We start from the raw sequence: 26,503 nt of genomic DNA, 5'->3' as shown, positions 1-26,503 counted from the left end.
TGGCATACGCTGGACGGCAGCCCCATCTGCTCCGATATAATCGGGCGCCATGTGCTCCGCTGCCTACCTGACCCGCCCTGCCGTCTGGATCGCGCTCGTCGCGATCCTGTGGGCGTCGTTGGCGCCGTCGCTGGCGAATGCGCTGAGCCTGTCTCCGGCCAGCCACAACGCCCATCGCATCAGCGTCGACTTCTGCACCAGCGAAGGCGCGGGACAAGCCTCATTCTCCCTGGAGGTGCCGGGCAACAACGATGACGGCAGCCAGGCGGACAGTCACGGCGACAGCCATCACTGCCCGTTGTGCCGCAACCCTGGTGCCGACGTGGGCATCCTGCCCGCGCCCGTTCCCGTCGTACCCGCCCCGCTCGGGCGCGCCATCACCTATCCGCCGCTGTTCTTCCTCGCGGCGCATCCTCTTCATGCCTGGAGCGCGGCGCAGCCGCGCGCACCGCCAGCAGTCTGAGCCGGCGCGCCCCGCCGCCTGACGGCGGCCGGTCCGCGTCCGCACGCTGTTACCCCGCCGCCACCTTCCGTCCGCGCCGACCGCGCGTCCAGAGGCGTGCCGTCATTCAGGCTCATGCGCCCCGACCAGCCCCGCCCGTCCCCGGAGGGCAGCGGGGCGCGCGGGCCGGACCACCGGTTCCAGACATGAAGAAAACCACGACCTACACCCTGCTGCTGGGCGCGCTCGCCAGCGGCTCCGCCCAGGCCCAGCCCACGGAACCCGCCGTGCAAACCCTGGCGCCCACCACCGTGCATGGCGCAAGCGCCGAAGCGCCCGCCCCCAACGGCCCCATCAATCTGAACGCGCGCGACAGCACCGGCAGCCGCCTGGGCCTGACCCTGCGCGAAACGCCGGCCAGCGTCACCGTGATCTCGCGCGAGCAGATCGAGGCGCGCGGCTCCTTGAACACCCAGGAGATCGCCCGTGGCATCCCCGGCGTGGACAACGCCTCGCCGCCCGGCAATGCCGGCGCGGTCAGCTACCGCGGCTTCTCCGGCGGCCAGGTCTCGCAACTGTTCAACGGCATCTCCGTGCAGTACGACTCGATCGCAGCGCGGCCGGTGGACAGCTGGATCTATGACCGGGTCGAAGCGATAGGCGGCCCCTCCACCTTCCTGTTCGGCGCGGGCGCGGTGGGCGGCGCCATCAACTACGTCACCAAGCTGCCCGAGCGCGACACTTTCTACGACGGCCAGTTGCGGTTGGGTTCGTTCGACAGCCGCCAGCTATCGGTCGGCCTGAACCAGCAGCTGACGGGCGAGCCTGGCGGCCGCGGCCACTATCTGCGCATCGACGCCAATACCGATTCCAGCCACGGCTGGGTCGACGGCAACCATTCCCGCGCCAGCCAGGTGGCCGCCTCGCTGCTGTCCGACCTGGGCGCTGACGTGACCCAGACTTTCGCCTTCGAGTACCAGCGCGAACAGGTCGACCGCCCCTACTGGGGCACGCCGCTGAAAACCGGCGCCAACGGTGTGGTGCAGGGCACGGGCCGCATCCTGGATGGCACACGCTTCAAGAACTACAACGTCAACGATGGCCTGTACGAGCAGTCGGTGCTGTGGGCGCGCTCCCTGACCGAATGGCGCGCCGGCTCGAATCTGACCTTCAAGAACACGCTCTACTACTATCGCGCTGAACGCGATTATCGCAACCTGGAAAGCTACCGCCTGAACGCTGGCAACAGCCTGGTGCTGCGCTCCGGCGCGCTGCTGCAGCGCCACGAGCAAAGCCTGATCGGCAACCGCGTGGAAGGGCTGTACCGCTCGACCCTGGCCGGCCTGCCCAGCGACTGGTCCTTTGGTGTGGACGTCAGCCAGAACAAGATCACCCGCTATCCCACCAGCCTGCCCGCCCAGGTGGACGCGGTGGATCCCTACGACTTCTCGGCCGGCGATTTCTACGACATCCCCGGCATGAAGCGCGGCCATGTCGCCGACCGCGACAACCGCATCCGCACGCTGGCGCTGACGATGGAGAATCGCACCACGGTGCTGCCCGGCGTGGCCATCGTGTCGGCGCTGCGCAAGGACTTCATCGACCTGGACCTGACCAACCGCCGCGCCGTCACCGCGACCTCGCCCGCCAGCGCGCAGCGCAGCTACTCTCCGCTGACCGGACGGCTGGGCGTGAACTGGGAGCTGAGCCCGGAAGCTACGCTGTACGCGCAGTACGCCACCGCGGCGGATCCCCCGTCGGGCATCCTGGCGACGGCCTCGTTCGCCGACGTGCTGAGCAATGACAAGCTCAGTACCGGCAGGCAGGCCGAAGTGGGCGGCAAGTTCAACTTCTGGGACGGCCGCGGCACGGCCACCGTGGCGGTCTATGAGATCAAGCGCAAGAACATAGCAACCTCGGACCCCAACAACCCCGGCGTCAGTGTGCCGGTGGGCGCGCAATCGGCGCGCGGCATCGAACTGGCCGGCGGCCTGCAGCTGACTTCCCAGCTGTCCCTGCAAGGCAACGTCGCCTTCGTCGATCCCCAGTACGACGACTTCTCGCAATCGGTGGGCGGCGTGGCGGTCTCGCGCAATGGCAACGTGCCGACCAACACCCCGCGCCGCCTCGCCAACGTCTGGCTGGATTACGCCTTCCTGCCCGACTGGACCGCCAGCATGGCGGCGCGCTACGTGGGCCGCATGTATGCCGACGCCGCCAATACCGTCTGGACGCCGTCCTACACCGTGTTCGACGCGGCGCTGTCGCACCGCATCAACCGCAACCTCAGCGTGACGGCGCGCGTGCGCAACCTGACCGACAAGGTCTACGCCGCGAACGCGACGCCTACCATGTACTACCTGGGCGCCCCGCGCTCGGTCGAGCTCACCTTGCAGGCCCGCTTCTGAGCGGCGCGCCGGGACAGACCGCCATGAACACGACACTCCCCTCCCCGTCCCGGCATCGCGCCGGTCCGCCGCTGTCGGCGCGCGCCAAGCGCTGGCTGTACCTGATCCATCGCTGGACGGGCATCGTGCTGTGCCTGTTCTTCGCCATGTGGTTCATCTCCGGCGTGGTGATGATGTACGTGGGCTATCCCAAGCTCACGCCGCAGGAACGCCTGGCGCACCTGCCCGCGCTGGACGCCGCCACGATCGCCGTGACGCCCGCGCAGGCGTTGACAGCGGCGGGAACCAAGGACTCCGCTGGCCTGGTGCTGGCTGCGGCCCGCGGCGGCGCACCGGTCTATCTGGTTCCGACCGAGGCGCGCCGCGCGCCCAAGGTGGTGGACGCCGCCAGCGGCGCGCTGCTGCCCCCGGCCGACGCCGCGGCCGCGCTGGCCACGGCCCGCGCCTGGTCGGGCGGCCAGTATGCCGCCCATTACCAAGGCACGGTGGACGAGGACGCCTATACCCATTCGCGCGCGCTCGGTCCCGACCGGCCGCTGCACCGGGTGGACCTGGACGATCCGGCGCGCACGCGGCTCTATATCTCGTCCGCCACGGGCATGGTGGTGCTGGACGCCACCCGCGCCGAGCGCGTCTGGAACTACGCGGGCGCCTGGATCCACTGGCTGTATCCGTTCCGCGGCAACGCGCTGGACGGTTGGTGGCAAGACATCGTGGTGTGGCTGTCGGTGGCCGGCGTATTGCTGGCAGTGACGGGGACGGTGGTCGGTATCCTGCGCTGGCGCTTTTCGCGGCCCTATGCCAGCGGCAGCCGCTCGCCCTACCGCGAGAACATCATGCGCTGGCACCACTGGAGCGGCCTGCTGTTCGCGGCCATCACCATCACCTGGATCTTCAGTGGGCTGATGTCGATGAACCCGTGGAAGCTGTTCAGCAGCGGCGCCCCGCCCCTGGCCCAGGCAGCCTATGCCGGCGCGCCGGGCGCCAGCCTGGCCGCGCCCGGCGAGCTGATCGCGGCCCTGCCCGCCACGCCGCGCGAACTGCGCTGGGCCCGCGCCGACGGCCAGGACGTGGTGCTGGCGCGCAGCGCCGCCGGCGCCCCCATGGTGCTGTCGGCCCGCGATGCGCAACCCCATGCGTTCGACCGGGCGGCCCTGCGCGCCGCCGCCGCCCGGCTGGTTCCCGGCGCGCGGCTCGCCAGCGCCGAAACACTGGAGGCCTACGACTTCTACTACTACGCCCGCGACGAGCACGCGATGCTGGGCCATGTCGAAAAGCCCTTGCCTGTGTGGCGCCTGGCCTATGACGATCCCCAAGCGACCTGGGTCTATCTGGACCCGCGCACGGGACAGATCGTCAGCCGGCAGGACAGCGGTTCGCGCGCGAGCCGCTGGCTGTTCGCCTTCCTGCATAGCTGGGACTGGACCGGCCTCTTGTCGCGCCGCCCGCTATGGGACGCCCTGCTGGTATTCCTGAGCCTGGGCGGCGCGGCGCTCAGCCTGACCGGCGCGGTGATAGGCTGGCGGCGGCTGGGCAAGAAGCTGCGGGCCTGAAGCGCTAGCGCCAATGCACTATGCTCACAGCCTTGCATGACGCATGACGACACACCGGAAAGAGGAGCTTCCATGTCCGACGTAACCATCTACCACAACCCCAAGTGCGGCACCTCGCGCAACACCCTGGCCATGATCCGCAACGCCGGCATCGAACCCGAAGTGGTGCTGTACCTGGAAACGCCGCCCTCGCGCGCCGCCCTTAAGGCACTGTTCAAGAAGGCTGGCGTCAGCGTGCGCGAGGCCCTGCGCGAGAAAGGCACGCCTTACCAGGAACTGGGCCTGGACGACGCCTCGCTCTCTGACGACGCGCTGCTGGACGCGATCGAACAGCACCCCATCCTGCTGAACCGTCCCTTTGTCTCGACGCCGCTGGGCGCACGCCTGTGCCGTCCCTCCGAACTGGTGCTGGATCTCCTGCCGGCGCCGCAGCAAGGCGCGTTCAGCAAGGAAGACGGCGAAGCCGTGATCGACGCGCAGGGCAAACGCATCCAGAAGTAAAAGGACGCAGTCCGGCGCCTTTTTGCAAGCGGACTGAAGGCTGGGTTCTTTACCATCGCGGCAATCGCTTTATTACGCCGCAATGACCAGTCATGAATTCTCTCGAAGGCCTCAACCAGTCCCTTTTTCTTTGGATCAACGCCGATCCGGCCACCCCTGTCTGGCAGATCCACGCCGCCATGCTGGTGGCCAACCGGCTGATCCTGCTGGTGCCGGCCGTCCTGGCCGCCCTGTGGCTGTGGGGCGGCCGGCCACAGCGCGACCTGGCGCTGAAGGCGCTGGCCGGCATTGCCGTGGCGCTGTTCGCCAGCTATCTGTGCGGCGCCCTGTGGCCGCATGCCCGGCCCTTCGTCATGGGCCTGGGACATGCGTTCTTTCCCCACAAGGCGACGTCCTCGTTCCCCAGCAACCACACCATCATCATCGCCACGCTGGCATGCACGCTGATCCACGATCGGCGCTGGGCCGGCTGGGGCTGGCTGACACTGGCCGCGGCCGTCCTGGTGGGCGCGTCGCGCGTCTACCTGGGCGTGCACTTCCCGCTGGACATCTTGGGCGGGCTCTTGCTGGCGCCTGTGGCCGCCGGACTCGCCGCGATCGCATGGAGCCGCTATGGCGAGCCCCTCACGGGCGTGGCGCAAAGCCTGTACCGCAAGGTGTTGGCGCTGCCGATCGCGCGCGGCTGGATCCGCGCCTGAACGGACGCCGCGTTCAGTTGATCGCTACCTTGGCGTCCTTGACCAGCTTGGCGTAGTTCTCGGTGTCGGCGCCGATACGCGCCTTCATCTCGGCCGCCGTGTCGCCGATCGGCACCGCGCCAATCTCTGCCATCCGCCGCGAGAAGTCGGGCGAACGGATGATCTTGACCATCTCGGCATTCAGGCGCGCCACCACGTCCGCGGGCGTCGCCGCCGGCGCCAGCACACCGAACCAGGTCCCCATGTTGAAGGGCTTGAGGCCGGCCTCCTCCATGGTGGGCACGTCGGGCAGCGCGGCCGAGCGCTGATTGGTGGTGACAGCCAGCGCGCGCAGCTTGCCGCTCTGGATGTGCGCAAGCACCGGCGTCACGGTATCGAAGGACATGTCGATCTGGCCGCCCAGCAGGTCGGTGGTCAAGGGGCCGCTGCCCTTGTAAGGGACGTGCAGCAGCTGCACATGCCCTTCCTTTTCGAACTGCGCGCCGATCAGGTGTTGTCCCGTGCCCATGCCGTTTGAGCCATAGGTCAGCTTGCCCGGCTGGCCTTGCGCCAGCTTCAGCAGGGCCTGCACGTTCTGCGCCGGCAGCTTGGGATTGACCACCAGCACGTTGGGCACCAGGGCCACCGTGGTCACCGGCGCGAAATCCTTCTGGAAGTCGTAATGCAGGCTCTTGTAGACGCTGGTGGCGATGGTGTGGTGCACGGCGCCCATCAGCAGCGTGTAGCCGTCGGGCGCGGCCTTGGCCACGTAGTCGGCGCCCAGCGTCGAGCCCGCGCCGGGCTTGTTCTCCACCACCACCGGCTGGCCCAAGCTCTTGGCCAGTTCCTGGCCCAGCGCGCGCGCCAGCACATCGGTGGTGCCGCCGGCCGGAAACGGCACGACCAGGTTCACGGGCCGGACCGGATAGCTCTGTGCCTGCGCGCCGCCGGCCAAGGACAGGCCGGCCAGGCAGGCCAGCGCCAGGACGCGCGCGGATATCGTTCTCTTGTGCATGCTTGTCTCCTCGGTACGAATGGAATTCGCTTCTTGTCGTGGAGCCCGGAGCCGGCCTGAGGTCTAGCGCCCCGGTCCCGCTACGGGCCTGCTTCGTGCCTGTTCCGTCTACGCGGCCCGGGCCCTGGCCGCGGCCGCCAGCTTGGCGCAGACCGCCGCCGTGACCTGCGCGGTAGTGGCGGTTCCGCCCAGGTCGCCCGTATGCAGCGAGGGATCGGCGGTCACGCTTTCGATCGCCTGCATCAGCCGCGCGGCGGCCTGCGTTTCGCCCAGGTGCTCCAGCAGCATGACCACGGACCAGAACGTGCCGACCGGATTGGCCAGCCCCTTGCCCATGATGTCGAAGGCCGAACCGTGGATCGGTTCGAACATGGACGGATAGCGGCGTTCGGGATCGATGTTGCCGGTGGGCGCGATGCCCAGGCTGCCGGCCAGCGCCGCCGCCAGGTCGCTGAGGATGTCGGCATGCAGGTTGGTGGCGACGATGGTGTCCAGCGTAGCGGGACGGTTCACCATGCGGGCGGTGGCGGCGTCGACCAGTTCCTTGTCCCAGGTCACGTCCGGGAACTCGCGGCTGACCTCCACGGCGATCTCGTCCCACATCACCATGGCGTGGCGCTGCGCGTTGGACTTGGTCACCACCGTGAGCAGCTTGCGCGGACGGGATTGCGCCAGCTTGAAGGCGAAGCGCAGGATGCGCTCGACGCCGGCGCGGGTCATGATGGAGACGTCGGTCGCAGCTTCCAGCGGGTGGCCCTGGTGCACCCGGCCGCCCACGCCGGAGTATTCGCCTTCGGAGTTCTCGCGCACGATGACCCAGTCCAGCTGGCTCGGCGCGCAGCGCTTGAGCGGCGCGTCGATACCCGGCAGGATGCGCGTCGGGCGCACGTTGGCGTACTGGTCGAAGCCCTGGCAGATCTTCAGCCGCAGGCCCCACAGGGTGATGTGGTCGGGAATATGCGGGTCGCCCGCCGAACCGAACAGGATGGCATCCTTGCCGCGCAGCGCGTCCAGGCCGTCGGCCGGCATCATGACGCCATGCTGGCGGTAATAATCGCCGCCCCAGTCGAAGTCCTCGAATTCGAAGCTCAGGCCGCCGTCCCGGGCCAGTTCCTGCATGATGCGCTGTCCGGCGGGAATCACTTCCTTGCCGATGCCGTCGCCGGGGATGGTTGCGATGCGATAGGTCTTCATGGGCCGACTGGGCTCCTTGCTGGTGAGATGCTGTCGGCACTGTACTGACGCCCGAGGGCGGCGGGCGCAGTGGAATTCAAAACATCTTTTACCTGGAGTTGAAGGTGGAATGCGCAGGCGCCGATTTGAACGCGCAAATAAAACAGCGCCCGCATGGGGCGCTGTTTCGGGCTGCGGCCATGTCGCGGCCGCTGGCGGGCGCTGCCGTCAGCAGCGGCCGACGTTCAAGGTAGAGATCATGTTGTTGAAGTTCTGGCGCAGGCTGCCGGCGTCCATCTCGATGGTGAGGCGGATCATCTTGAATGCGCCAGTGCGCGCCGCTTCTTCCTTGTAGCGGCCGCTGCTGGTGTTTTCAAGGATCTTGCGGCCGGAAGCCAGGAAGCTGTTGACGTTCATCATCATGCTGGAGCAGCCCTTGGGATCGGCCTCGCGGGTCTTCTTGTCAAAGCCCAGCGCCATCTCGTTCATCTTGTCCAGCTCCTGCTTGAACGCCTCCTGGTCGGCGCCCAGGCCCGTGCCGTCGAACACGCCCGACGCCTTGTCCATCGTGGCCTTGCCGTAATAGACCAGGCCGGCGCGGTAATAGGCGACAGTGTCCTTCTCGGCCTTCTCGAACGCTGCCTTGGTATTGGCCGTGTCCCTGATGGAAATGCCGCGATAGAAGCCGTTTTCGGCCTTCACCACTTCGGTCAGCGCCGCGACGTAGGCCGGACTCTTCTCGCGGGCCAGCGCGCCGTTGTCCGACAGGAAAGTCTTGGCTGCCGCGTAGTTCTGCAATTCGTTGCTCAGCGGCGCCAGCTTGCCCAGCGCGTCCGAAAATTCCTTGGCAGGCGCATCGATCTCGGCAATCGGCGTCTTCATCGCCAGCGCGCCGTCGAGTTTTTCCTTGGTGCGCTGGATGCTGGAATCGTTGCTGATGGAGAAATCCTTGAGCGGCTTGCCATCCTTCAGCGCCGGGACGACACGCGTCTGGTAGCGGTCCAGCGCCTCTTCGAAAGTCGTGGAGAGGCCATTGGCGGTGTCGACGTACTGGTTGTACTTGATGATCTCGGCCTGGGCGGTGGTCGGCTCGGACGCTTTCGCTTCCTTCTTGGCGCTATCGTCGCCACACGCGGCAAGCGCCAGCGTGACGGCCAGAACGGCGGACATGCGCAAGGGGCGCGGCATAAACATCTTTGTTTCCTGTTGCGGGTTGCTCTGAAGGGGACGGATGATATGCCTTTCAGATGCTTAACACGCTACAAATCTATTCAGCCCTGTCACAAGAATTTTCAAGCCATCTCTGCTCGTGATCCAGCAGCCAGCGCTTGCGATGCAGCCCCCCGCCATAACCGGTCAGGGAAGCATCCGCGCCCACGACCCGGTGGCAAGGCACCACGATGCCGATGGGATTCGCCCCATTGGCCGCTCCCACCGCGCGCACGGCGGCGGGTCGCGCGATGCGCTGCGCCAGGGCGCCATAGCTGACCGATTGGCCGCCCGACACTTCCCGCAAGGCCCGCCACACCTCGCGCTGAAAATCGGTGCCGCCGGTGGCCACGTCCAAGGTGTCGATGGCGCGCACGTCGCCGTCGAAATAGTCCAGCAGCGCGCGCCGCGCGGGCGAGGCCTGGGCGGCATCATGCAGTTCCACGGCCTGGTTGCGGTACTGCCTGCGCAGCAGCAGGTGCATGCGCGATTCATAGTCTTCCCAGTCCACCGCGCGCAAGCGCTGCTGCTCGTCACTCAGGACCAGCATCAGGCCGATGGGGGTGGGAACGCGTTCAAGAAAGAAGGCCTGGGTTCGGGCGGACATGCGACGGGCTCCTGCGACGATGATCGATGAAAGCACTATAGGCTGGCGCGCGAAACTTGCGCTGGCGGTTTTCGGACAGGAATGCCACATCCACAACACTGTCCGAAAACCGCTAGATCCGGCGCCCGCAGCGGCAGTAGCATGATCCCATGGACCTGAACCACGACGCCTGCTACAGCGCCATCCAAGTGCGCGACGCCCGTTACGACGGCCGCTTCTTTACCGCTGTGAAGACCACGCGCATCTATTGCCGCCCGGTCTGTCCGGCGCGCACGCCGCTGTCGAAGAACGTGGCGTTCTACGCCACCGCGGCGGCGGCGCAGGAGGCCGGCTACCACCCCTGCCTGCGCTGCCGACCGGAAACCGCTCCCGAACTGGGACCTGGACATGAACTGCCGGACAGCGTGGCCCGCGCGCTGCAACTGATCGAACTGGGCGCATTGGACGAAGACGGCGTGGACGTGCTGGCGCAGCGCCTGGGCGTGGGCGAACGCCAGCTGCGGCGCCAGTTCCGCCAGCACCTGGGCGCTTCGCCCGTGGCCGTGGCGCAGACGCGGCGCGTGCTGCTGGCCAAGCAGCTGATCCACGAAACCCGGCTGCCAATGGCGGAAATCGCCTTCGCCTCGGGCTTTGGCAGCATCCGCCGCTTCAACGAGATCTTCCACGACCTGTTCGCGCGCGCGCCCGGAGACCTGCGGCGTTCCGGCAAGCCCGAGGTGTCCGCGGCGCAAGAAGGCGAGATCAAGCTGCTGCTGCGCTACCGTCCGCCCTACGACTGGGACGCGATGCTGGGCTTCCTGCGGCTGCGTGCGATCCCCGGCATCGAGCAGGTCACGGAGGACAGCTATGCGCGCACCGTCCTGCTCGACGGCCACCAGGGCACGGTGACGGTGCGCCCGGGCCGCGGCGATGCGCTCGAAGCCACGGTGCGCTTTCCCCGGCTGCAGGCGCTGCCGGCCATCATCGCGCGCCTGCGCCGCGTCTTCGACCTGGCCAGCGATCCAGTCGCCATCGCCGCGCAATTCGCCAGCGACCCTATCATGACCGAGCTGATCCGAGCGCGGCCCGGCCTGCGCGTGCCCGGGGCCTGGGACGGCTTCGAGCTGGCCATGCGCGCCGTGCTGGGCCAGCAGATCACGGTGGTCGCGGCCATCCGCCTGGCAGGCAAGCTGGTGGCCGCGCACGGGGCGGCGATGGCGCGTCCCGAAGGCGGGCTGACGCATGTGTTTCCCTTGCCCGAAGCCGTGGCGGCCGCCGAGCTGGCGCCGTTGGGCATGCCGCGCAGCCGCGCGGCGACCTTGTCGGCGGTGGCCGCGGCGGCGGTGGCGGACAAACATCTATTCGATGCGGCCGGCGGCCTGGAGGACGCGGTGCGCCGGCTGCGCACCATACGCGGCGTGGGGGAATGGACGGCGCAATACATCGCCCTGCGCCAGTTGCGCGAGCCGGATGCGTTCCCGTCCGCCGACATCGGGTTGATACGGGCGCTGGAGAAACTGGAATCACGGGCCTACACGCCCGTGCAATTGTTGGCCCGCGCCGAGACGTGGCGGCCCTGGCGCGCCTACGCGGCGCAGCACCTGTGGTCGGCCTGAGCCGGGCCGGCCATCACCACCGGCTGTCCGCGCCCTTCCTAAAATACGCCACCAGGAAGTCCACGAATACGCGCACCTTGGCGGACAGGTGGTGCCTTTCCGGAAAGACCGCGTAGATGTCGGCTTGCGGCAAGGCGTAGTCTTCCAGCACCTGCACCAGCCTGCCGCTGCGCAGATAACGCGCCAGGTCCCATTCGGCGCGCTGCAGGATGCCCAGGCCGGCCAGGCCCCAGGTCAGCGTCACTTCGCCGTCGTTGCTGCTGAGATTGCCGCGCACCTTCACGGTCTCGCTGCGGCGGCCCTTGGTGAAACGCCACAAGCCGTACGCGGCTTCATTCTGCCGCAACACAATGCACTGGTGCCGCGCCAGGTCGTGCGGCGTGACGGGAACGCCATGGGTCTTCAAGTAGCCCGGCGATGCGCAGACCAGACGCCGGTTGGGCGCGATCTTGCGGGCGATGAGGCGGGTGTCGGGCAGGTCGCCGAAGCGCACCGCCACGTCGAAGGCGTCTTGCACGAAATCCGCCGGGCTGTCGGTCAGCTGCAATTGCAGCGACACCTCGGGATAGGCTTGGGCAAATTCCGCAATCGCGGGCGCGATGTAGCTGCGGCCGAAACCCAGCGGCGCGTTGACCTTGAGCAAGCCGCGCGGACTGTCCTGGCGGCTGGCGATCAACTGGTCCAGATCCTCGATCTCGCCCAGAATGCGGCGGGCGTTCTCCAGGTAGACCTCGCCTTCGGCGGTCAGGCTCAGGCGCCGCGTGCTGCGATTGACCAGCCGCACGCCCAGCCGCGCCTCGATCTGGGCCAGCCGCTTGCTGACCGCGGCCGGCGTGACGCCGAGCTCGCGGGCGGCGGCGGACATGCCGCCGGCGCGCACCAGTTCGACCACCAGCTGCAACTCATTGGAATGTCCCATGGCCCCCCTCGAGGTCGGCAGGGCGCCGCGCGCCCTGGCGCGGGGCGGATCAGTCGCGGAAGTTCTCGAACTGCAGCGGCAGGTCGACGTCGGTCTTCTTCAGCAGCGCGATGGCGGTCTGCAGGTCGTCGCGCTTCTTGCCGCTGATGCGCAGCTTGTCGCCGTTGATCTGCGATTCCACCTTGAGCTTGGCGTTCTTGATGGCGGCAATGAGCTTCTTGGCCACTGGCTGCTCGATGCCTTGCTTGATGGTGACCTTCTGGCGCGCGCCGCCCAGGTTTTCGAGGGGATCGGCCACGTCCAGGCAGCGCACGTCGATGCCGCGCGCCGACAGGCGGCCGCGCAGGATGTCCAGCATCTGCTTGAGCTGGAACGCGCTGGAAGCGACCTGGGTCACGACAAACTCGTCGAGTTCGAACTTGGCCTCGGTGCCCTTGAAATCGAAGCGGGTGGCCAGTTCGCGGTTGGCCTGGTCGACAGCGTTGGAGAGTTCGTGTTTGTCGACTTCGGAGACGACGTCAAAAGTAGGCATGACACGGGATCCTGTTGGGTAGATGTTGAAAAAGGCGAATACAAGCGTATCGCCTATTTTACCGACCCGGCAGCCCGCGTCACGCCATCAGCACCAGGAGGCGGCCGGCTTGCAGGGGATGCGGAATCACCTGGGCGTCGATGCCGTAAGCCAGATACAGATTGGCCGGCGTCAGGACCTCCGCCGGCGTGCCTTGCGCGATACCGCGCCCGCCGCAGAGCAGCAGCAGGCGATCGCACCAGCGCGCGGCCAGGTTCATGTCGTGCAGGATCACCAGTACGCCCGTATGGGCGCTGTGGGCCAGCTCCCAGGCGCGGCGCAGCAAATCGCCCTGGTGCTTGGGATCCAGGCTGGCGGTGGGTTCGTCCAGCAACAGGTAGCGCGGCTCGCCCTGCCCGCGCGCGGCATGGCACTGGACCAGCACGCGGGCGAACTGCACGCGCTGCTGTTCGCCGCCGGACAACTCCGGATAGCGCCGGCCCGCCAGATGCGCCGCATCGGCCTGGCCCAGCGCCTGCGTCACCAATTCGTCCACCGCCTGCGGCGGCAACTCCGGGAACGGATAGGCGCCCATGGCGACCACCTCGTGCACGCTCAGGTCGAAAGTCAGCCCGGGCTTTTGCGGCAGCACGGCGCGCTGGCGCGCCTGCTGCCGGTGCGGCAGCGCGGCCAGCGGGGTCGCGCTCAGGCTCAGCTGGCCGGCATCGGGCGTCAGTTCCGACGACAGCGCGCCCAGCAAGGTGGATTTGCCGGCGCCGTTGGCGCCCAGCAAGCCCACGACCTCTCCCGGCCGGATGTCCAGCGACACATCGGTGAGGATGCGCGCACCGCCGCGGCTCACGGTCAGGTTCTGTGCGGAAAGCGTCATCCGATCCTCCGTCCGCGCGCCAGCAGCCACAGGAAGAACGGTCCGCCGACCAGGCCGGTCACCAGGCCGATAGGCAGTTCCGCCGGCACGACCACGGTGCGCGCCAGCCAATCCGCGAGTATCAGCGCCAGCCCTCCCGCCAGAATGGTGGCGGGCAGCAGCCAGCGGTGGTTGGCGCCCAGCGTCATGCGGACCAGGTGAGGCACCACCAGCCCGACGAAGACGATCGTCCCCGTGGCGGCGACCAGCGGCCCCACGATCAGCGCGCTGGCCAGCACCAGCCTGGCCCGCACGCGCTTGAGCGTGTAGCCCAGGTGCTGGGCTTCGCGCTCGCCCAGCAGCAAAGCGTTCATGACGCGCCATTGGCTCGTCAGCCAGAGGCTGACCAGCAGCACCCATGGCCCCAGGAACGACAGCACTTTCCAGTTGGCGCCGCCCAGGCTGCCCATGTTCCAGAAGGTCAGGTCGCGCAGTTGCGCGTCGGTGGCAACGAAGGTGAACAGGCCGATCAGGCTGAACGCCATGGCCGTGATGGCCACGCCCGCCAGCAGCAGCCCGGCCACGCCCGGCACGCGCCGGCCGACCGCATAGGCGCAGAGCGTGGCGACCAGGCTGCCGGCGAAGGCCGAAGGCGCGGTGATCCAGAAGCCGCCGGATGTCAGCACAATGGCGGCCACCGCGCCCAGCGCGCCGCCAGCCGATATGCCGATCAGCCCGGGTTCGGCCAGCGGATTGCGGAACAGCGCCTGCATGGCCGCGCCGGATACCGCCAGTCCGGCGCCCGCCACCAGCGCGAACAGGACGCGCGGCAGGCGGATGTCGATCAGCACATTGCGCCACAAGGCGTTTTCCGGCGTCGGCGCGTCCCACAGCAGGGAGGGCAGCTCGCGCAAAGGAATCGCCACCGCGCCGTTGGCGGTGGCGGCCACCACCGCGACCGCCAAGGCCACGGCGAGCAAGCCCAATGCCAGCGGCGCGCTAACGCGCCATGACATGCGCGACCTCCTGCTTGAGCTGGGTCAGCGCCAGCGGCAGGCGCGGCCCCATGCCCAGGATGAGCAGGTCGTCCATGACCACGATCCGCCGCTTTGCGGCGGCCTGGGTGGACGCGATACCGGGCATGCGCAGGAAGGCTTCCATGCCGCCGCCCGCGTCCAGCGACGCCTGCGTGACCACGATCAGGTCAGGTGCGAGCGCGCCCAAGGCTTCGGCCGACAGGGGCTTGTAGCCCTGCTGGTCTTGCAGCACGTTCACCAATCCCGCCAGATGCATGACTTCGTTGGCAGCGGTATCGCGGCCAGCGCCTTGCGGCGAGCCCGTGCGGTTGATCAGCAGCAGGGCCCGCGCGCGCGTCGCGGGCACCGCCTCGGCGCGCGCGAGTTCGCGCGTGACCTCTGCCACCATGCGTTCGCCCGCGGGCGCCACGCCCAACGCGTCGGCAATGCCGCGGATGCGCGACTTGAGCGAGTCCACCGACGGCGCGTCCGACACGGTGACGACCCGCAAGCCGACGTCCGCCAGGCGCTTGAGCGCATCCGGCGGCCCCGCCTGCTCGGACGCCAGCACCAGATCAGGCTTGAGCGACAGCACGCCTTCCACCGGCACGGCCCGGTAGTAGCCGACGCGCGGCAGCTTGGTCGCGGCCTCGGGATAGAGGCTGGAGAGATCGTCTCCCACCAGCTTGTCGCCCTGCCCCAACTGATACACGATTTCGGTCACGCTGCCGCCCAGGGTCACCACCCGGGTGGGCGGCGCGGCGTGCACGCTGAACGCGAATGCCCAGCCCGCCGCCATTGCCAGCCATTTTTTCATCGCTACGTCCTTATGGAATCAGGCGGCCAGCGGCACGCTGCACAAGCCGGTCATCAGTTCGCGCCAGCCGGCCAGTTCCGGCTTGCCCGGCTTGCGTTCGCCGAAGAACTGCGCGATCAGGTCGCCGGTGGCGGAATACAGCTCCAGCGAGGTGACCCAGCCGTCCGAGGTCGGTTTGTTCACCACCCAGGCCGAGGCGATGGCGGTGGTGTCCAGATGCAGGTTGAACTTCGGGTCCAGCACGTTGTACCAGGGGCCGGTGCGCCGCAATTGCTGCACCGGGCCGGTGTGGATCTGGATCATGCCCCGGTTGCCCACGAAACACATGATGGACAAGCCGGACTGCGCCGCGGATTCCAGCATGCGCTCGACGGCGTCGGCCGGCACCTGCTGCGCCAGGTCCTCGCCCGCGGCCACCAGCGCGGCCAGGCGCGACACCTTGAACTTGCGCAGCAAGGGGAAGAATTCATGCGTGTCCTGCATGCCCAGCCAGGCCTCGCGCCATTGCGCGCTGTCCTCGACCCGGTCGGCGTCGGCGGCGGGCGCATAGGACTGGGTTTCCGGCCATTGCGCCTCGCCCGCGAACTTCGCGACCAGGGCGTCGTAGGCGGCCGCGTCGGTGGCCTCGGTGCGGTAGACCTTGTGCACCGCCACGCCCGCGCCGTCGAAGAACTGCAGGCTGTGGCGGCCGTCCTGCTCGACCGCCCAGGCCGACTTCCAGGACGTGAAAAAGACGCGCAGGTCGATGTCCGGCCCCAGCACCAGGCCTACCGGACCTTCGGCCTGGATGTCCTCATACACGCCGTGACGCTCGTGCACACACCAGTCGTTGCGCGTCAGCGCCATGACCGAACCCAGCGTACCCAGTTCGCGGAAGATCTCCTGGGGCGTGCCGTGCAGGGCCGCGGCCTTGAGGCCGCCGCATTCCGCCGCCACCCATTCGGCTTCGGACACGCCCAGCGCCTGCGCCAGGTTGCGGGCGCGCAGCGCGGGTTGCGAGGCCGCCAGCGCGTCGTTGCGGGCGCGCAGTTCCTGGGCGCGGGACGTGAAATCGGTATTGCTCATCGTGAGGCCCTCCGGCCGTTGCTAAGGTTTGCGTAGACCGCCGCCGCTCCAGTATCGACCGGACCGGCGGCGGGGTCTGGATCAATACTGGTATGTCAGTGAGACGCGCAGGCTGCGTCCCGGTTCCGTGTACCAATCGACCGGACGCGGAATGGCGATGGCGCCGGCGGTCGGCACATTGATGGCCTCCCAGTACTTCTTGTCGAACAGGTTGAAAACGCCTGCCTGCACCTGCAGCCCCTTCACCGCGGCCGGACGCCAGTAGCCCATCAGGTCCACCACGCCATAGCCGGGCGCCTGGAAGTCGGCATTGCGCGCCGTGGCCGTGGGCTCGGGGTACTCGACCTTGTTGCGCTTCAAGGCGGTGGTCAACATCGCGTCCACGCCCCACACGTCGCGGCCGTAGCCCAGGCCCAGCACCGCCTTCAGCGGCGCCACCGAGTTCAAGTACTGCCCCGTCCCTTCATCCTTGCCCACGGCCCACGCCAGCGAGCCCCAGGTGCGCCAGCCCGGCGAGAACTTCCAGTGTGCGCTGGCTTCGGCGCCGTAGATGCGCACCTTGGCGCGGTTGACGTTGCCGGTCACGCCCAAGGGATACTGGCCGGCCCAGCCCGGCTGCCACTGCGGCGACGATGCGTTCAGCGGCACGTCGCCGTCGATGAAGTTCTGGTAGCGGTTGTCGAACAACGATACCGCGCCGCCCAGGGAATCGGAACCGATCTTGGCGCCCAGCTCCCAGCCTTTGCTGGTTTCGGGCTTCAGATAGGGATTGCCCACGCGCAGGTAGGTGCCGGGGCCGCCGTAGTTGGTGTAGAGCTGCGTCGGGCTGGGCGCCTTGAAGCCGTAGGCGTACTGGGCGTAGAGGCTCAGTTCTTCCGCGGCCTTCCAGGTGGCCAGCAGCTTGGGGGAGAAACGGCTGCCGCTGTTGGATGGCGGTAGCGCCCCCGCGTTCGGGTTGCTTTCGTAGCTGGCGGTGGACTGCGGCTTCTGTTCGTAGTGGTCGTAGCGCAGCGCCGGCATGATGGTGTAGCGGCCGTCGGCGAAGCTGAATTCGTCCTGCACCCACAGGGCCCACTGATTGCCCTTGGACTGCGGCACGTCGGCCTGGTTGGTGTGCAGCATGTCGCACAGGCGCGGGCCCATGGGCGCCGGCGTGCCGGAGGGAATCGCGGGGCAATTGTCGTAGCCGCTGGAGTACTGCTCGGTCTTGTTGCCGTACCATTCCGCGCCCGCTGTCCAGAGCTGCGACACGGTCGCGCCGGCCAGGCGTTTCGTGACTTCGGCATTGGCGCCGAACATGGTCTGGCGAATGGAATTGCTGCGGCCATAGGGGCCGCTGGGATAGCCGTAATAGTAGGGATCGCCGGGCCTGGCATAGGCCCGGGAATCGACGCTGCGCACGCCGCTCAGCGAGCTGTCCAGCTGCAGGCGCTGCCAATAGACGACCGCGGTGGCCGTGTCGATCAGGCTGCCCTCGCCGGGCGCCTTGTACGAGTAGTCGAAGGACACGCGCTGGCGCTCGGTTTCCTTGCGCGTGCTGTTTTCACCGTAGAGATAGCTGGTGCCCGCGCCCTGCTCGAACATATTGTCGATGTCGGCATTGCGCTTGAAGTATTCGCCCGTCAGGCCGAAGCGATGGCCACCTTCGACGCGCTGCTGCAACTTCAGCAGGAAGCTGCGTTGATCGTAGTCTTCGGGGCTGGGCTCGCTGCGCTTGGAACCGTAACCGCCCACGTCGGCGCGGTTGTCCAATGCGTGGCCGTTGCGCACGCCGGCCTGCACCAGCCAGAACGTGTTGCTGTGGATCTGGCCGGCCAGCGCGGCGTTGGCGCCCCAGCTGCTGTCGGCCGTGTCGTAGTCGGTCTTGGCCAGCGCGCCGAAGGTCTTGCCGTCGGTCAGCAGGTCCGAGGGCTGCAGCGTGTACAGGTCCGCGATCCCGGAAATCGCGCCGGAGCCGCCGCCGCTGGCGTCGGCGCCGCGCACGATGTCCAGCCGCGACAGGCTGTTGAAGTCCACCGCCTCCAGGCCGCCCTTCAGGCCGCGCGCGCCGTCGTCCAGCCACGGCAGGCGGATGCCGTCTACGCGCGTCAGTACGCGGTCCTGGTCCAGGCCGCGGATGTTGATGCTGTTGCTCGTGCGGTTGAAATTCACACCCGGTTCGGCGCGCTTGCCGAAGTCGCTCCAGTTCCTGACTTGCAGGTCATCCAGGCGCTTGCGGTCGGTGCTGGTTTCCCAGGCTGGCGCGACCGGCGCACCGTCGCCATCCACCTGGACCGGCGCCAGCTGCGTCACGTCCGCGGCCGTCACCGCCTGCAACACGTAGACCCGGGCGCTGCGCTCCTGCACGCCCAGGCCGCTGCCGGCCAGCAAGCGCGCGAAGCCTTCATTCACGGAATAAACGCCATCGAGACCCGGCGTGCGGCGCTGTCCCACCAGCGCCGCGTCGAACAGCACGGTCACGCCCGCGCTGTCGGCAAAGCGCGGCAGCGCCTCGGCCAGCGCGCCCGCGGGAATGCGATAGCCGCGCGCCTGGGTCTGCTGCGCAGACTGGGCCCATGCGCCGCTTGCAGGCAGCAGGGCGGCGGACAGCGTGGTCAACGCCAGCGCGGCATGCACGGCGGCTGCGACGCGGGTCATGCGGCATTGCAGGCCTCGGGCGGGTCGGGAGCCGCTTGCGCGGCCGGCGGGTAGATAAGCCATGGTCGTCCTTTCGATCCAAACGGTGGCGGCATTCGTTTGCCTCTACTGACCATGACCCTCGTGAAATCCGAATCGGACAGCTGGCCCTCCAGTTTTTTGTAACAGCGCGGATTCAGGCCTCGGCGGCCGCGCGCGCGGTGATCGTCACCCAGTACGGCGTGCGGTAGCGCACCTGCACCGGCAAGGTCGCGGGCAGCGCCGCCAGGACCGCATCGGTGTCGCGCACCTGGAACGCACCCGAGATGCGCAGGTGCGCGGCTTCGGGATCGCACCGCAAAATGCCGGGGCGGTAGCGGCCCAGTTCCGCCGCGAAGGCGTCCAGGCGCATGCGCTGGGCGTACAGCACGCCGCGCTGCCAGTCGCTGGCGTGCGGATCGGCGGGAGACGGCGGCGACACGCCCCCGGCCGTCAGGCTGCTCTGTTCGCCAGCCTCCAGGCTGACCAGGCCGCGCGGCTGCGCGGCGCTGCCAACGCGAACCCGCCCTTCCTGCACGCTGACCCGGCACAGCCCGCCTTCCTGGCGCACACAGAAGCGCGAGGCCTGCGCCTCGATATCGCCCAGGCTGGTGCGCACCACGAACGGGCGCGCCTGCGGCGCCGTGTCGGCCACGGCGTGCACCGCGATCTCGCCCGCGCGCAGGCGCAGCAGGCGGGCAGTGGAACTGAACATTACGTCGACGGCGCTGGCCGTGTTCAGCAGCAGCGTGGAGCCGTCCGCCAAGGCCACTTCGCGCCGCTCGCCCGGCGCGCTGCGATAGTCCGCGGTCCAGTCCAGCGGATCGGCGCGCCAGGCGGCCCAGCCCACGGGCCCGGCCACCACCAGCGCCACCAGCGTCTTGAGCGCGGCGCGGCGGTTCCTGAGTTCGGGCCGGTTCAAGGTCGCCATGCCCAGCGCCGCCGGAATCAGCCCGAAACGCTCGTTCACGCGTTGCGCACGCTGCCAGGCATGCTCGTGCTCGGCCTTGCTGGCGCGCCACAGCGCACAGGCGCGCTGGTCGGCATCGGTGGCGCGGCCGGAACTCAGCCGCAGCAGCCAGCGCGCGGCCTCGCGCGCCACGCTACGTTCGACGGCGGGCAGCTCGGTCGCCGCTTCGACCGGCGCGCTCAGATCGATGCCATGATGCATTGCTCGAATCCCTTGGCGATGTAGCGGTGGACGGTGCGCAGCGATATGTCGAGGCGGGCGGCGATCTCGCCATGGCTCAGGCCTTCGAGCTGCGCCATCAGGAATGCCTGGCGGGCCGGCAGCGACAGGCCCGCCAACATCTCGTCGATTTCCTGTAGCGTTTCCAGGATGATCAGGCGCTGCTCGGCCGAGGGCGCAAGGGCCTCTGGCATCAGCGCCAGGGCTTCCAGGTAGGCCTGCTCCACCGAACGCCGCCGGTGGTGGTTGAGCAGCAGGCGCTTGGCGATGGTGGTCAGATAGGCGCGCGGCTCGCGCAGTACGTCCAGTTCATGGCGGTGGCGCAGCACCCGCACGAATGTGTCCTGCGCCAGGTCGGCCGCGTCGAAGCTGTTGCCCAGCTTGGCGCGCAGCCAGCCGTGCAGCCACCCATGGTGAGCGCGGTACAACAAATGGACGTTGTCGCTGGCGGCGACCGCAGGATTCGGCACGGAGGGCTCCCTGAACTAACAATCACAAATAGAAATCAATCTCATTCTAAATGCAAAACCATGATTCCGGTCAAGTCCGCGCGCCGCGCTTGACGGGGATATGATGGGGACGGATTCCTCCCTACAGGCCTGCCTCATGTTCTACGCCGCGCTCAAATTCATCCACCTGATGGCCGTGATCCTCTGGGTCGGGGGCATGCTGTTTGCGCACTGTTTCCTGCGGCCGGCGGCCGCGCAGTTGGAGCCGCCGGTCCGGCTGCCGCTGATGGCGTCGGTGCTGGGTCCGTTCCTGAATGCAGTGCTGGCGGCCATCCTGCTGATCCTGGCGACCGGCGCGGCAATGATCGGCCAGGAAGCCAGCCAGGCGGCGCAAACGGGCGGCGCTTTCTTCATGCCGCGCAGCTGGACCCTCATGGCCTCGGGCGGCCTGGTCATGACGGCCATCTACGCCTATATCCGCTTCGTGCTCTACCCGCAGCTGCGGGCGGCGGTCGCCGCATCCGCCTGGCCGCAGGGCGGGCAAGCCATGGCGGGCATACGCCGCTGGGTCGGCATCAACCTGCTGCTGGGCATCGCCATCGTGGCCATCGTCTTTCTGGTGTAGGCGGATATCAGCCGCCGGGCGCCAGCTATCGGGCATGCGCAGGCTGGTATCGGAATTCTTTTGCTTGGTGCAATACGCAGTACATCCGCGCTGGCCACACTGCGGGTGACTCTCGCGGGCCTACACAAACAAAAGGAATCTCCATGATCAAGCGTGTCTTCCAACTGGCCGCCCTCGGCCTGTTCGCCTCCGCCTCGGCCGCGCATGCCGCGGCCCCCATCGACAACAGCGCCCTGGACAAACCGGAATTCCGCGAGCACAAGGCCACCTACGGCGTGGTCTACCGCCTGCCCCAGGACGTCAATGCCACCCTGGACGCCAAGATCAACGCCACGCTGAAGGCCGACCTGCTCAAGCTGGGCCTGAAGACCGAAGCCGAAACGCCCAACATGCCGCACGTGACGGTGGTGCACATCCACAGCGCCGACCCGCAAACGCCCGCCCGCATGTTGAAGGCCCTGCCCAAGCCGCCGGCCCCGCTGCAGGTCACGCTGAAGAACTTCTATCCGACCGAAGCCGCCAAGGGCGCGGGCCACCCGTGGTGGCTGGACCTGGGCGTGGTCAAGAGCGGCCAGGGCTTCGAGGACATGATGCGCTACAACACCGTCGCCACCGCCGCCCTGGCGCCGCTGCGCGATGGCCCGCTGCCGCGCGTCACCGGCCCGGTCTACGCCAAGATGGGCGATGCCGGAAAGGACCTGGTCAAGACCATGGGCGTGAGCGGCGTGAACATCATGCAGGACGGCAAGGAAGTGCGCGCGCACAACCCGCACACCACGCTGGTCTACAGCATGGCCTTGTACGACACGCGCCTGCAGGACGCCATGAAGCAGGAGTCCGACAAGTTCAACGCCGTGCTGCCCGACGGCATCAACACCACCTTCAAGGACGTCTCCATCGTCGAAATCGGCTTCGCCGGCAACGTGGTGCGCGAGATCTACCGCGTCAGCCTGGAGGACGGCTCGGCCATCGACGTGGCCACGGGCAAGAAGGTCGGGTCCTAAACGCCAGTTGCGGGAGCGGCCTCGCCGTTCCCGCTATAAAGTTCCAACGTACCGACGGGCGGCGCGCAGCATGAAAGCGCGATCCGCTGATCGCCGCGGCCCCTGATGCTGTCATTTCATGGCAGCATTACGGATCCGCCCTCCCCGCCCGCCCCATGTCCCGCACCGAACGCCTCCTGGGCCTGCTGCAGACCTTGCGCTGCCATCGCCGCCCCGTCAGCGGCCGCCAGTTGGCCGCCGACCTCGGCGTCAGCATCCGCACGCTGTACCGCGACATCGCCACCCTGCAAGCGCAGGGCGCCGAAATCGAGGGCGAGCCGGGCGTGGGCTACGTGCTGCGCCCCGGCTTCATGCTGCCGCCGCTGATGTTCAGCACCGAGGAAATCGAAGCGCTGGTGCTGGGCACCCGCTGGGTGGCGGACCGCGCCGATCCGCGCCTGGCGCAGGCTGCGAGCAATGCGCTGGCCAAGATCGGGGCGGTGCTGCCGGGAGAGCTGCGCGACGGGCTGGATGCGATACCGCTGCTGGTCGGCCCCAGTTCGATGCGGGTAATAGATCGGGTGGACCTGGCGCTGATCCGCCACGCCATACGCTGCGAACAGAAAATCGACATCACCTACCGCGACGACAAGGGCGCCGATTCCGCGCGCCTGATCTGGCCGTTTGCGCTGGGGTTCTTCGACAGTGTGCGCATCGTCATGGCCTGGTGCGAACTGCGCCAGGATTTCCGCCATTTCCGCACCGACCGCATCGCCACCTTGACGCCCGGCCCGCGCTATCCCAAGCGCCGGCATGCCCTGCTCAAAGAGTGGCGCGCAATCGAACATACGCCCAAGAAATCCTGATGCAAGCTACTGCCAAAAACTGACAGTACCCCTGTCTAAGATGAGCGCGTCTACCACCCGGAGCGCATCATGTCAGACACCAATTTCGTCATTTTCTACGTCGAAAAGCCCGCCGCCAGCGCCGCGTTCTATAGCGCCCTGCTGCAGCGTCCGCCCGTCGAAAGCTCCCCGACCTTCGCGCTGTTCAGGCTGGATTCCGGCCTGATGCTGGGCCTGTGGTCGCGCTACACCGTGGAACCGGCCGCCGCCGGCCGCGGCGGCGCGACCGAACTGGCCTTCACCGTCCCCGACGCGCAGGCGCTGGATCGCCGCCACCTGGACTGGAGCCTGCGCGGCCTGCCCATCTTGCAAGCGCCCACCGACATGGACTTCGGCCGCACCTTCGTGGCGCTGGACCCCGACGGCCACCGACTGCGCGTGTTCGCCCCGGCGCCGCAGGAGCAGGCCGCGGAGCAGCACGCGCCCGCCATGGCCAGTGCCTGACGCGCGCATATGAAACGGGGGCCTGAGGCTCCCGCCTCGGCCCCCAAATTAGGCTTGCGCCCGAACCCGGCGCGGCAACATCAGGAGCGCTGATCGCGCGGGGTCAGCGCCACGGTTTCGCCCCGGCGGCGGAACAGCAGCTGGTACAACACGGCCAGCACCAGCAGGAACGGCACGCCGAACACCAGCGTCATCTTGAAGACGCTGGTGAAGTAGGTGGTGGCCAGAATGGCCAGCATCGCGCCCGCGCCCAGCAGGGTCAGCACCGGAAAGCCCGGCATGCGGAACGACAGCTTGCCCCCGCCTTCGCGCGCCCAGCGGCGGCGAAAGCAGTAGTGGGTCACGAAGATCATCATCCAGGTGAACAGCGCCCCGAACATCGAAATCGCCATCATCAGCGTGAACGAGGTCTCGGGGTACAGCACGTTCAGCACCGCGGCGATGGCGATGCCGCTGGTCGACAGCAGCAACGCGTTCAGCGGCGTGCCGTTGCGGCTCAGCCGGCCGAAGGCGGACGGCGCATGGCCGGCGCGCGACAGGCTGAACATCATGCGGGTGGTGATGTACAGCTGGCTGTTCATGGCCGACAGCGCCGCCACCAGCACGATGAAGTTGATGACGCCCGCGGCCCCCGGAATCTCCAGCGCCTGCATCACCTTGACGAAGGGACTGCCGCCCTTGCCGGCCTCGTCCCAGGGCACGATGGCCAGGATCAGCGCCAGCGTCAGCAAGTAGAACACCACCAGCCGGACGATGGTGGCGCGGAAGGCCTGCTTGACCGCGCGCTCGGGATCTTCGGCCTCGCCCGCCGCCACCGCAATCATCTCCACGCTGAGGTAGCTGAAGATCGAGATGACCACGGCGATCCACATGCCCCAGACGCCGTTCGGGAAGAAGCCTCCGTGCGAGGTGTACAGCGCCGTGCCGTACTGCGGATTGCCCCAGACCACATAGGCGCCCAGGATGATGAAGGCCACGATGGCGGTGATCTTGATGGTGGAGAACCAGTATTCGACCGTGCCGAAGGTCTTGACGCTCATGGCGTTGATGAAGATCAGCACCGCCGAGAACAGGCAGACCCACTGCCAGCCCGGCACGTCCGGGAACCAGAACTTCATGTACTCCGCCACGGCGGTGACTTCCGTGCCCACCGCCAGCACCACGCAGGACCAGTACGCATAGCGCACCAGAAAGCCCGCCAGCGGGCCGACGTAGTGCTCGGCGTAGGCGCCGAACGAGCCCGAGGTGGAATGCGCCACCGTCATTTCCGCCAGGCAGCCCATCAGCAGCAGCGTGATCAGGCCGCCGATGGCGTAGCTGATGATGACGCTGGGTCCGGCGAAGCCGATGGCGAACTTGCTGCCCAGGAACAGGCCCGTGCCGATGGCGCCGCCGATGGCAATCATGCTCATCTGCCCCGAGGTCAGCCGCCGTTTCAAGCCCTGCTCGCGTTCGGCGATCTGGCCGAATCCTTTCTGTTGTTGCATTGTCTCCTCCAGGTCCTGCGCTCTCTTGTGGATGTAGGGCCGGTTCGGCCCGCGCAATACGGTTGCGTTGCGGCGTTCAGGTCACGGCGGCGCGGTGCTTGAATTCCGGCCTGTCCCAGGAGCGCGTATCCAGCACGTCCTTCAGGATGTCGACGGCGTCCCATACGTCGGCGTAGCCGAAGTACAGCGGCGTCAGGCCAAAGCGCAGCACCTCGGGCTCGCGGTAGTCGCCGATCACGCCGCGCGCGATCAGCGCCTGCATCACCTCGAAGCCGTTGGGATGGCGGAAGCTGACGTGGCTGCCGCGGTCGGCGTGCTTGCGCGGCGTCACCAGCGTCAAGGGGTGGTCGGCGCAGCGCTCTTCGACCAGCGCGATGAACAGATCGCCCAATGCCAGCGATTTCTTACGCACCTCGGCCATGTCGGCAGCATGCGCCACGTCCAGACCACATTCCACCAGCGACAGCGACACGATGGGTTGGGTGCCGCACAGATAGCGGCGCACGCCGCCCGCCGGCTCGTAGGCCACGGCCATGTCGAACGGCCGCGTGTGGCCCCACCAGCCGGACAGCGGCTGCCAGAAGTCCTTGGTGTGGCGCGGCGCCACCCAGATGAAGGCGGGCGAGCCCGGACCGCCGTTCAGGTACTTATAGGTGCAGCCCACGGCGAAGTCGGCGTTGGCGCCGTTCAGGTCCACCGGCACCGCGCCCGCGGCGTGCGCCAGGTCCCAGATGGCCAGCGCGCCGCGCTCATGCGCCAGCGCGGTCACGGCGGCCATGTCGTGCATCTGGCCGCTGCGGTAGTTCACGTGCGACAGCAGCATCACCGCCACGGACTCGTCCAGCGCCTTTTCCAGGGGCAGTTCGTCGTCGATCAGGCGCATTTCGTAGCCCTGCTGCAGCAGGTCGATCATGCCCTGAATCATGTAGAGATCGGTGGGGAAGTTGTCGCGTTCGGACAGGATGACGCGGCGCTGCGGGTGCTGGTGCTGCTGGATGCGCAGGGCGGCGGCCAGCGCCTTGAAGATGTTCAGCGAGGTCGTGTCGGTCACGACCAGCTCGCCTTCGCGCGCGCCCAGCAGGCGGCCCAGCTTGTCGCCCAGGCGGGCGGGCAGTTCGAACCAGCCGGCGGTGTTCCAGCTGCGGATCAGGCCCGTGCCCCATTCCTGGCCGATCACGGCGGCGGCGCGGGCGGCGGCCTCCTTGGGCAGCACACCCAGGGAATTGCCGTCCATGTAGAGCACGCCGGGCGGCAGGTCGAAACGGTCTTTGAGGGGCGCCAGGGGGTCCTGGCGGTCGGCGTTGACGCAGGCGTCGCGGGTGTTCATTTTCTGCTCCAAGAGGCTATATTCTGGGTACATACTATCAGCGCGATCGGGCTGATAAATTGC

At 67.9% G+C, this 26,503-nt stretch carries 25 protein-coding genes; 10 read left to right on the top strand and 15 right to left on the bottom strand.

Annotated elements, in window-relative coordinates; all coding sequences use genetic code 11:
• Positions 1-49: 49 nt before the first annotated feature.
• From AC3WOB_RS06070 to AC3WOB_RS06050, 5 genes are all read left to right on the top strand, one after another.
• On the top strand, positions 50-463 hold the full coding sequence (locus tag AC3WOB_RS06070; protein WP_013395842.1) for a DUF2946 domain-containing protein: 414 nt from the start codon (positions 50-52) through the stop codon (positions 461-463).
• A gap of 185 nt (positions 464-648) precedes the next feature.
• Positions 649-2,850, top strand: coding sequence for a TonB-dependent receptor (locus AC3WOB_RS06065; protein ID WP_492274509.1), 2,202 nt, complete (start codon positions 649-651; stop codon positions 2,848-2,850).
• A 23-nt stretch (positions 2,851-2,873) separates the two neighbouring features.
• Positions 2,874-4,403, top strand: coding sequence for a PepSY domain-containing protein (locus AC3WOB_RS06060; protein WP_492274508.1), 1,530 nt, complete (start codon positions 2,874-2,876; stop codon positions 4,401-4,403).
• Positions 4,404-4,475: 72 nt separating this feature from the next.
• Positions 4,476-4,904, top strand: a complete 429-nt coding sequence (arsC, locus tag AC3WOB_RS06055) for an arsenate reductase (glutaredoxin) (RefSeq protein ID WP_013395845.1) — start codon at positions 4,476-4,478, stop codon at positions 4,902-4,904.
• Positions 4,905-4,996: 92 nt separating this feature from the next.
• Positions 4,997-5,602, top strand: a complete 606-nt coding sequence (locus tag AC3WOB_RS06050) for a phosphatase PAP2 family protein (RefSeq protein WP_492274507.1) — start codon at positions 4,997-4,999, stop codon at positions 5,600-5,602.
• Positions 5,603-5,615: 13 nt separating this feature from the next.
• Here AC3WOB_RS06050 and AC3WOB_RS06045 read toward each other — a convergent pair whose 3' ends face one another.
• From AC3WOB_RS06045 to ogt, 4 genes are all read right to left on the bottom strand, one after another.
• On the bottom strand, positions 5,616-6,596 hold the full coding sequence (locus tag AC3WOB_RS06045) for a Bug family tripartite tricarboxylate transporter substrate binding protein (protein ID WP_492274506.1): 981 nt from the start codon (positions 6,594-6,596) through the stop codon (positions 5,616-5,618).
• 108 nt (positions 6,597-6,704) lie between these two features.
• Positions 6,705-7,790, bottom strand: coding sequence for a tartrate dehydrogenase (locus AC3WOB_RS06040; RefSeq protein WP_492274505.1), 1,086 nt, complete (start codon positions 7,788-7,790; stop codon positions 6,705-6,707).
• A 207-nt stretch (positions 7,791-7,997) separates the two neighbouring features.
• Complete coding sequence (locus AC3WOB_RS06035; RefSeq protein ID WP_492274504.1) at positions 7,998-8,963, bottom strand: DUF3829 domain-containing protein; 966 nt, start codon at positions 8,961-8,963, stop codon at positions 7,998-8,000.
• Positions 8,964-9,036: 73 nt separating this feature from the next.
• On the bottom strand, positions 9,037-9,585 hold the full coding sequence (gene ogt, locus AC3WOB_RS06030; protein WP_492274503.1) for a methylated-DNA--[protein]-cysteine S-methyltransferase: 549 nt from the start codon (positions 9,583-9,585) through the stop codon (positions 9,037-9,039).
• Between the two features lie 149 nt (positions 9,586-9,734).
• Here ogt and AC3WOB_RS06025 point away from each other — a divergent pair, with 149 nt between their 5' ends.
• On the top strand, positions 9,735-11,180 hold the full coding sequence (locus AC3WOB_RS06025) for an AlkA N-terminal domain-containing protein (protein WP_492274502.1): 1,446 nt from the start codon (positions 9,735-9,737) through the stop codon (positions 11,178-11,180).
• Between the two features lie 13 nt (positions 11,181-11,193).
• Here the strand turns inward: AC3WOB_RS06025 and AC3WOB_RS06020 are convergent, their stop codons facing one another.
• The 9 genes from AC3WOB_RS06020 to AC3WOB_RS05980 all read right to left on the bottom strand — a co-directional run bounded on the left by AC3WOB_RS06020 (position 11,194) and on the right by AC3WOB_RS05980 (position 20,690).
• Positions 11,194-12,099 carry a LysR family transcriptional regulator gene (locus AC3WOB_RS06020; RefSeq protein WP_013395852.1) on the bottom strand — a complete coding sequence of 302 codons (906 nt, stop codon included), beginning with the start codon at positions 12,097-12,099 and terminating at the stop codon, positions 11,194-11,196.
• Positions 12,100-12,148: 49 nt separating this feature from the next.
• On the bottom strand, positions 12,149-12,631 hold the full coding sequence (locus tag AC3WOB_RS06015; RefSeq protein ID WP_013395853.1) for a YajQ family cyclic di-GMP-binding protein: 483 nt from the start codon (positions 12,629-12,631) through the stop codon (positions 12,149-12,151).
• 79 nt (positions 12,632-12,710) lie between these two features.
• On the bottom strand, positions 12,711-13,499 hold the full coding sequence (locus AC3WOB_RS06010) for a heme ABC transporter ATP-binding protein (RefSeq protein ID WP_013395854.1): 789 nt from the start codon (positions 13,497-13,499) through the stop codon (positions 12,711-12,713).
• On the bottom strand, positions 13,496-14,494 hold the full coding sequence (locus tag AC3WOB_RS06005) for a FecCD family ABC transporter permease (protein WP_492274501.1): 999 nt from the start codon (positions 14,492-14,494) through the stop codon (positions 13,496-13,498). Before AC3WOB_RS06005 ends, AC3WOB_RS06010 begins: the two co-directional genes overlap by 4 nt.
• Positions 14,478-15,311: a heme/hemin ABC transporter substrate-binding protein gene (locus AC3WOB_RS06000; protein WP_492274500.1), complete on the bottom strand. Its 834-nt coding sequence runs from the start codon at positions 15,309-15,311 to the stop codon at positions 14,478-14,480. The genes AC3WOB_RS06005 and AC3WOB_RS06000 overlap by 17 nt, the downstream gene beginning before the upstream one ends.
• Before the next feature lie 18 nt (positions 15,312-15,329).
• Entirely contained in the window at positions 15,330-16,376 is a 1,047-nt protein-coding gene (locus AC3WOB_RS05995) for a hemin-degrading factor (protein WP_492274499.1), read from the bottom strand.
• 81 nt (positions 16,377-16,457) lie between these two features.
• A complete protein-coding gene (locus tag AC3WOB_RS05990) occupies positions 16,458-19,013 on the bottom strand; it encodes a TonB-dependent receptor (protein WP_492274498.1) in 2,556 nt (851 codons plus the stop codon).
• Positions 19,014-19,188: 175 nt separating this feature from the next.
• The gene (locus AC3WOB_RS05985; RefSeq protein ID WP_492274497.1) at positions 19,189-20,202 is read right to left on the bottom strand and encodes a FecR domain-containing protein; all 1,014 of its coding nucleotides are present in this window, start codon (positions 20,200-20,202) and stop codon (positions 19,189-19,191) included.
• Positions 20,181-20,690, bottom strand: coding sequence for a sigma-70 family RNA polymerase sigma factor (locus AC3WOB_RS05980; RefSeq protein WP_492274496.1), 510 nt, complete (start codon positions 20,688-20,690; stop codon positions 20,181-20,183). Before AC3WOB_RS05980 ends, AC3WOB_RS05985 begins: the two co-directional genes overlap by 22 nt.
• A gap of 136 nt (positions 20,691-20,826) precedes the next feature.
• Here AC3WOB_RS05980 and AC3WOB_RS05975 point away from each other — a divergent pair, with 136 nt between their 5' ends.
• The 4 genes from AC3WOB_RS05975 to AC3WOB_RS05960 all read left to right on the top strand — a co-directional run bounded on the left by AC3WOB_RS05975 (position 20,827) and on the right by AC3WOB_RS05960 (position 23,626).
• Positions 20,827-21,294, top strand: a complete 468-nt coding sequence (locus AC3WOB_RS05975; protein ID WP_492274495.1) for a CopD family protein — start codon at positions 20,827-20,829, stop codon at positions 21,292-21,294.
• 143 nt (positions 21,295-21,437) lie between these two features.
• Positions 21,438-22,298, top strand: coding sequence for a hypothetical protein (locus tag AC3WOB_RS05970; protein ID WP_492274494.1), 861 nt, complete (start codon positions 21,438-21,440; stop codon positions 22,296-22,298).
• A 155-nt stretch (positions 22,299-22,453) separates the two neighbouring features.
• A complete protein-coding gene (locus AC3WOB_RS05965) occupies positions 22,454-23,143 on the top strand; it encodes a helix-turn-helix transcriptional regulator (RefSeq protein ID WP_013395863.1) in 690 nt (229 codons plus the stop codon).
• 69 nt (positions 23,144-23,212) lie between these two features.
• A complete protein-coding gene (locus tag AC3WOB_RS05960) occupies positions 23,213-23,626 on the top strand; it encodes a VOC family protein (RefSeq protein ID WP_492274493.1) in 414 nt (137 codons plus the stop codon).
• Between the two features lie 80 nt (positions 23,627-23,706).
• Here the strand turns inward: AC3WOB_RS05960 and AC3WOB_RS05955 are convergent, their stop codons facing one another.
• Together AC3WOB_RS05955 and kynU are read right to left on the bottom strand one after the other, a co-directional pair.
• Complete coding sequence (locus tag AC3WOB_RS05955; RefSeq protein WP_492274492.1) at positions 23,707-25,113, bottom strand: amino acid permease; 1,407 nt, start codon at positions 25,111-25,113, stop codon at positions 23,707-23,709.
• A 76-nt stretch (positions 25,114-25,189) separates the two neighbouring features.
• Positions 25,190-26,440: a kynureninase gene (kynU, locus tag AC3WOB_RS05950; protein ID WP_492274491.1), complete on the bottom strand. Its 1,251-nt coding sequence runs from the start codon at positions 26,438-26,440 to the stop codon at positions 25,190-25,192.
• Between the last annotated feature and the right edge of the window lie 63 nt (positions 26,441-26,503).

It is taken from the genome of Achromobacter sp. FW305-C-30-7 (assembly GCF_058783105.1).
The sequence above is the reverse complement of the archived record's forward strand: the minus strand, read 5'-3'. Positions and strand labels throughout refer to the sequence as shown.

What these genes read in the sequence shown, in the direction of transcription:
- AC3WOB_RS06070 (WP_013395842.1), top strand. Translation starts at nt 50, where the DNA reads ATGTGCTCCGCTGCCTACCTGACCCGCCCTGCCGTCTGGATCGCGCTC.
- AC3WOB_RS06065 (WP_492274509.1), top strand. Translation starts at nt 649, where the DNA reads ATGAAGAAAACCACGACCTACACCCTGCTGCTGGGCGCGCTCGCCAGC.
- AC3WOB_RS06060 (WP_492274508.1), top strand. Translation starts at nt 2,874, where the DNA reads ATGAACACGACACTCCCCTCCCCGTCCCGGCATCGCGCCGGTCCGCCG.
- arsC (WP_013395845.1), top strand. Translation starts at nt 4,476, where the DNA reads ATGTCCGACGTAACCATCTACCACAACCCCAAGTGCGGCACCTCGCGC.
- AC3WOB_RS06050 (WP_492274507.1), top strand. Translation starts at nt 4,997, where the DNA reads ATGAATTCTCTCGAAGGCCTCAACCAGTCCCTTTTTCTTTGGATCAAC.
- AC3WOB_RS06045 (WP_492274506.1), bottom strand. Translation starts at nt 6,596, where the DNA reads ATGCACAAGAGAACGATATCCGCGCGCGTCCTGGCGCTGGCCTGCCTG.
- AC3WOB_RS06040 (WP_492274505.1), bottom strand. Translation starts at nt 7,790, where the DNA reads ATGAAGACCTATCGCATCGCAACCATCCCCGGCGACGGCATCGGCAAG.
- AC3WOB_RS06035 (WP_492274504.1), bottom strand. Translation starts at nt 8,963, where the DNA reads ATGTTTATGCCGCGCCCCTTGCGCATGTCCGCCGTTCTGGCCGTCACG.
- ogt (WP_492274503.1), bottom strand. Translation starts at nt 9,585, where the DNA reads ATGTCCGCCCGAACCCAGGCCTTCTTTCTTGAACGCGTTCCCACCCCC.
- AC3WOB_RS06025 (WP_492274502.1), top strand. Translation starts at nt 9,735, where the DNA reads ATGGACCTGAACCACGACGCCTGCTACAGCGCCATCCAAGTGCGCGAC.
- AC3WOB_RS06020 (WP_013395852.1), bottom strand. Translation starts at nt 12,099, where the DNA reads ATGGGACATTCCAATGAGTTGCAGCTGGTGGTCGAACTGGTGCGCGCC.
- AC3WOB_RS06015 (WP_013395853.1), bottom strand. Translation starts at nt 12,631, where the DNA reads ATGCCTACTTTTGACGTCGTCTCCGAAGTCGACAAACACGAACTCTCC.
- AC3WOB_RS06010 (WP_013395854.1), bottom strand. Translation starts at nt 13,499, where the DNA reads ATGACGCTTTCCGCACAGAACCTGACCGTGAGCCGCGGCGGTGCGCGC.
- AC3WOB_RS06005 (WP_492274501.1), bottom strand. Translation starts at nt 14,494, where the DNA reads ATGTCATGGCGCGTTAGCGCGCCGCTGGCATTGGGCTTGCTCGCCGTG.
- AC3WOB_RS06000 (WP_492274500.1), bottom strand. Translation starts at nt 15,311, where the DNA reads ATGAAAAAATGGCTGGCAATGGCGGCGGGCTGGGCATTCGCGTTCAGC.
- AC3WOB_RS05995 (WP_492274499.1), bottom strand. Translation starts at nt 16,376, where the DNA reads ATGAGCAATACCGATTTCACGTCCCGCGCCCAGGAACTGCGCGCCCGC.
- AC3WOB_RS05990 (WP_492274498.1), bottom strand. Translation starts at nt 19,013, where the DNA reads ATGACCCGCGTCGCAGCCGCCGTGCATGCCGCGCTGGCGTTGACCACG.
- AC3WOB_RS05985 (WP_492274497.1), bottom strand. Translation starts at nt 20,202, where the DNA reads ATGCATCATGGCATCGATCTGAGCGCGCCGGTCGAAGCGGCGACCGAG.
- AC3WOB_RS05975 (WP_492274495.1), top strand. Translation starts at nt 20,827, where the DNA reads ATGTTCTACGCCGCGCTCAAATTCATCCACCTGATGGCCGTGATCCTC.
- AC3WOB_RS05970 (WP_492274494.1), top strand. Translation starts at nt 21,438, where the DNA reads ATGATCAAGCGTGTCTTCCAACTGGCCGCCCTCGGCCTGTTCGCCTCC.
- AC3WOB_RS05965 (WP_013395863.1), top strand. Translation starts at nt 22,454, where the DNA reads ATGTCCCGCACCGAACGCCTCCTGGGCCTGCTGCAGACCTTGCGCTGC.
- AC3WOB_RS05960 (WP_492274493.1), top strand. Translation starts at nt 23,213, where the DNA reads ATGTCAGACACCAATTTCGTCATTTTCTACGTCGAAAAGCCCGCCGCC.
- AC3WOB_RS05955 (WP_492274492.1), bottom strand. Translation starts at nt 25,113, where the DNA reads ATGCAACAACAGAAAGGATTCGGCCAGATCGCCGAACGCGAGCAGGGC.
- kynU (WP_492274491.1), bottom strand. Translation starts at nt 26,440, where the DNA reads ATGAACACCCGCGACGCCTGCGTCAACGCCGACCGCCAGGACCCCCTG.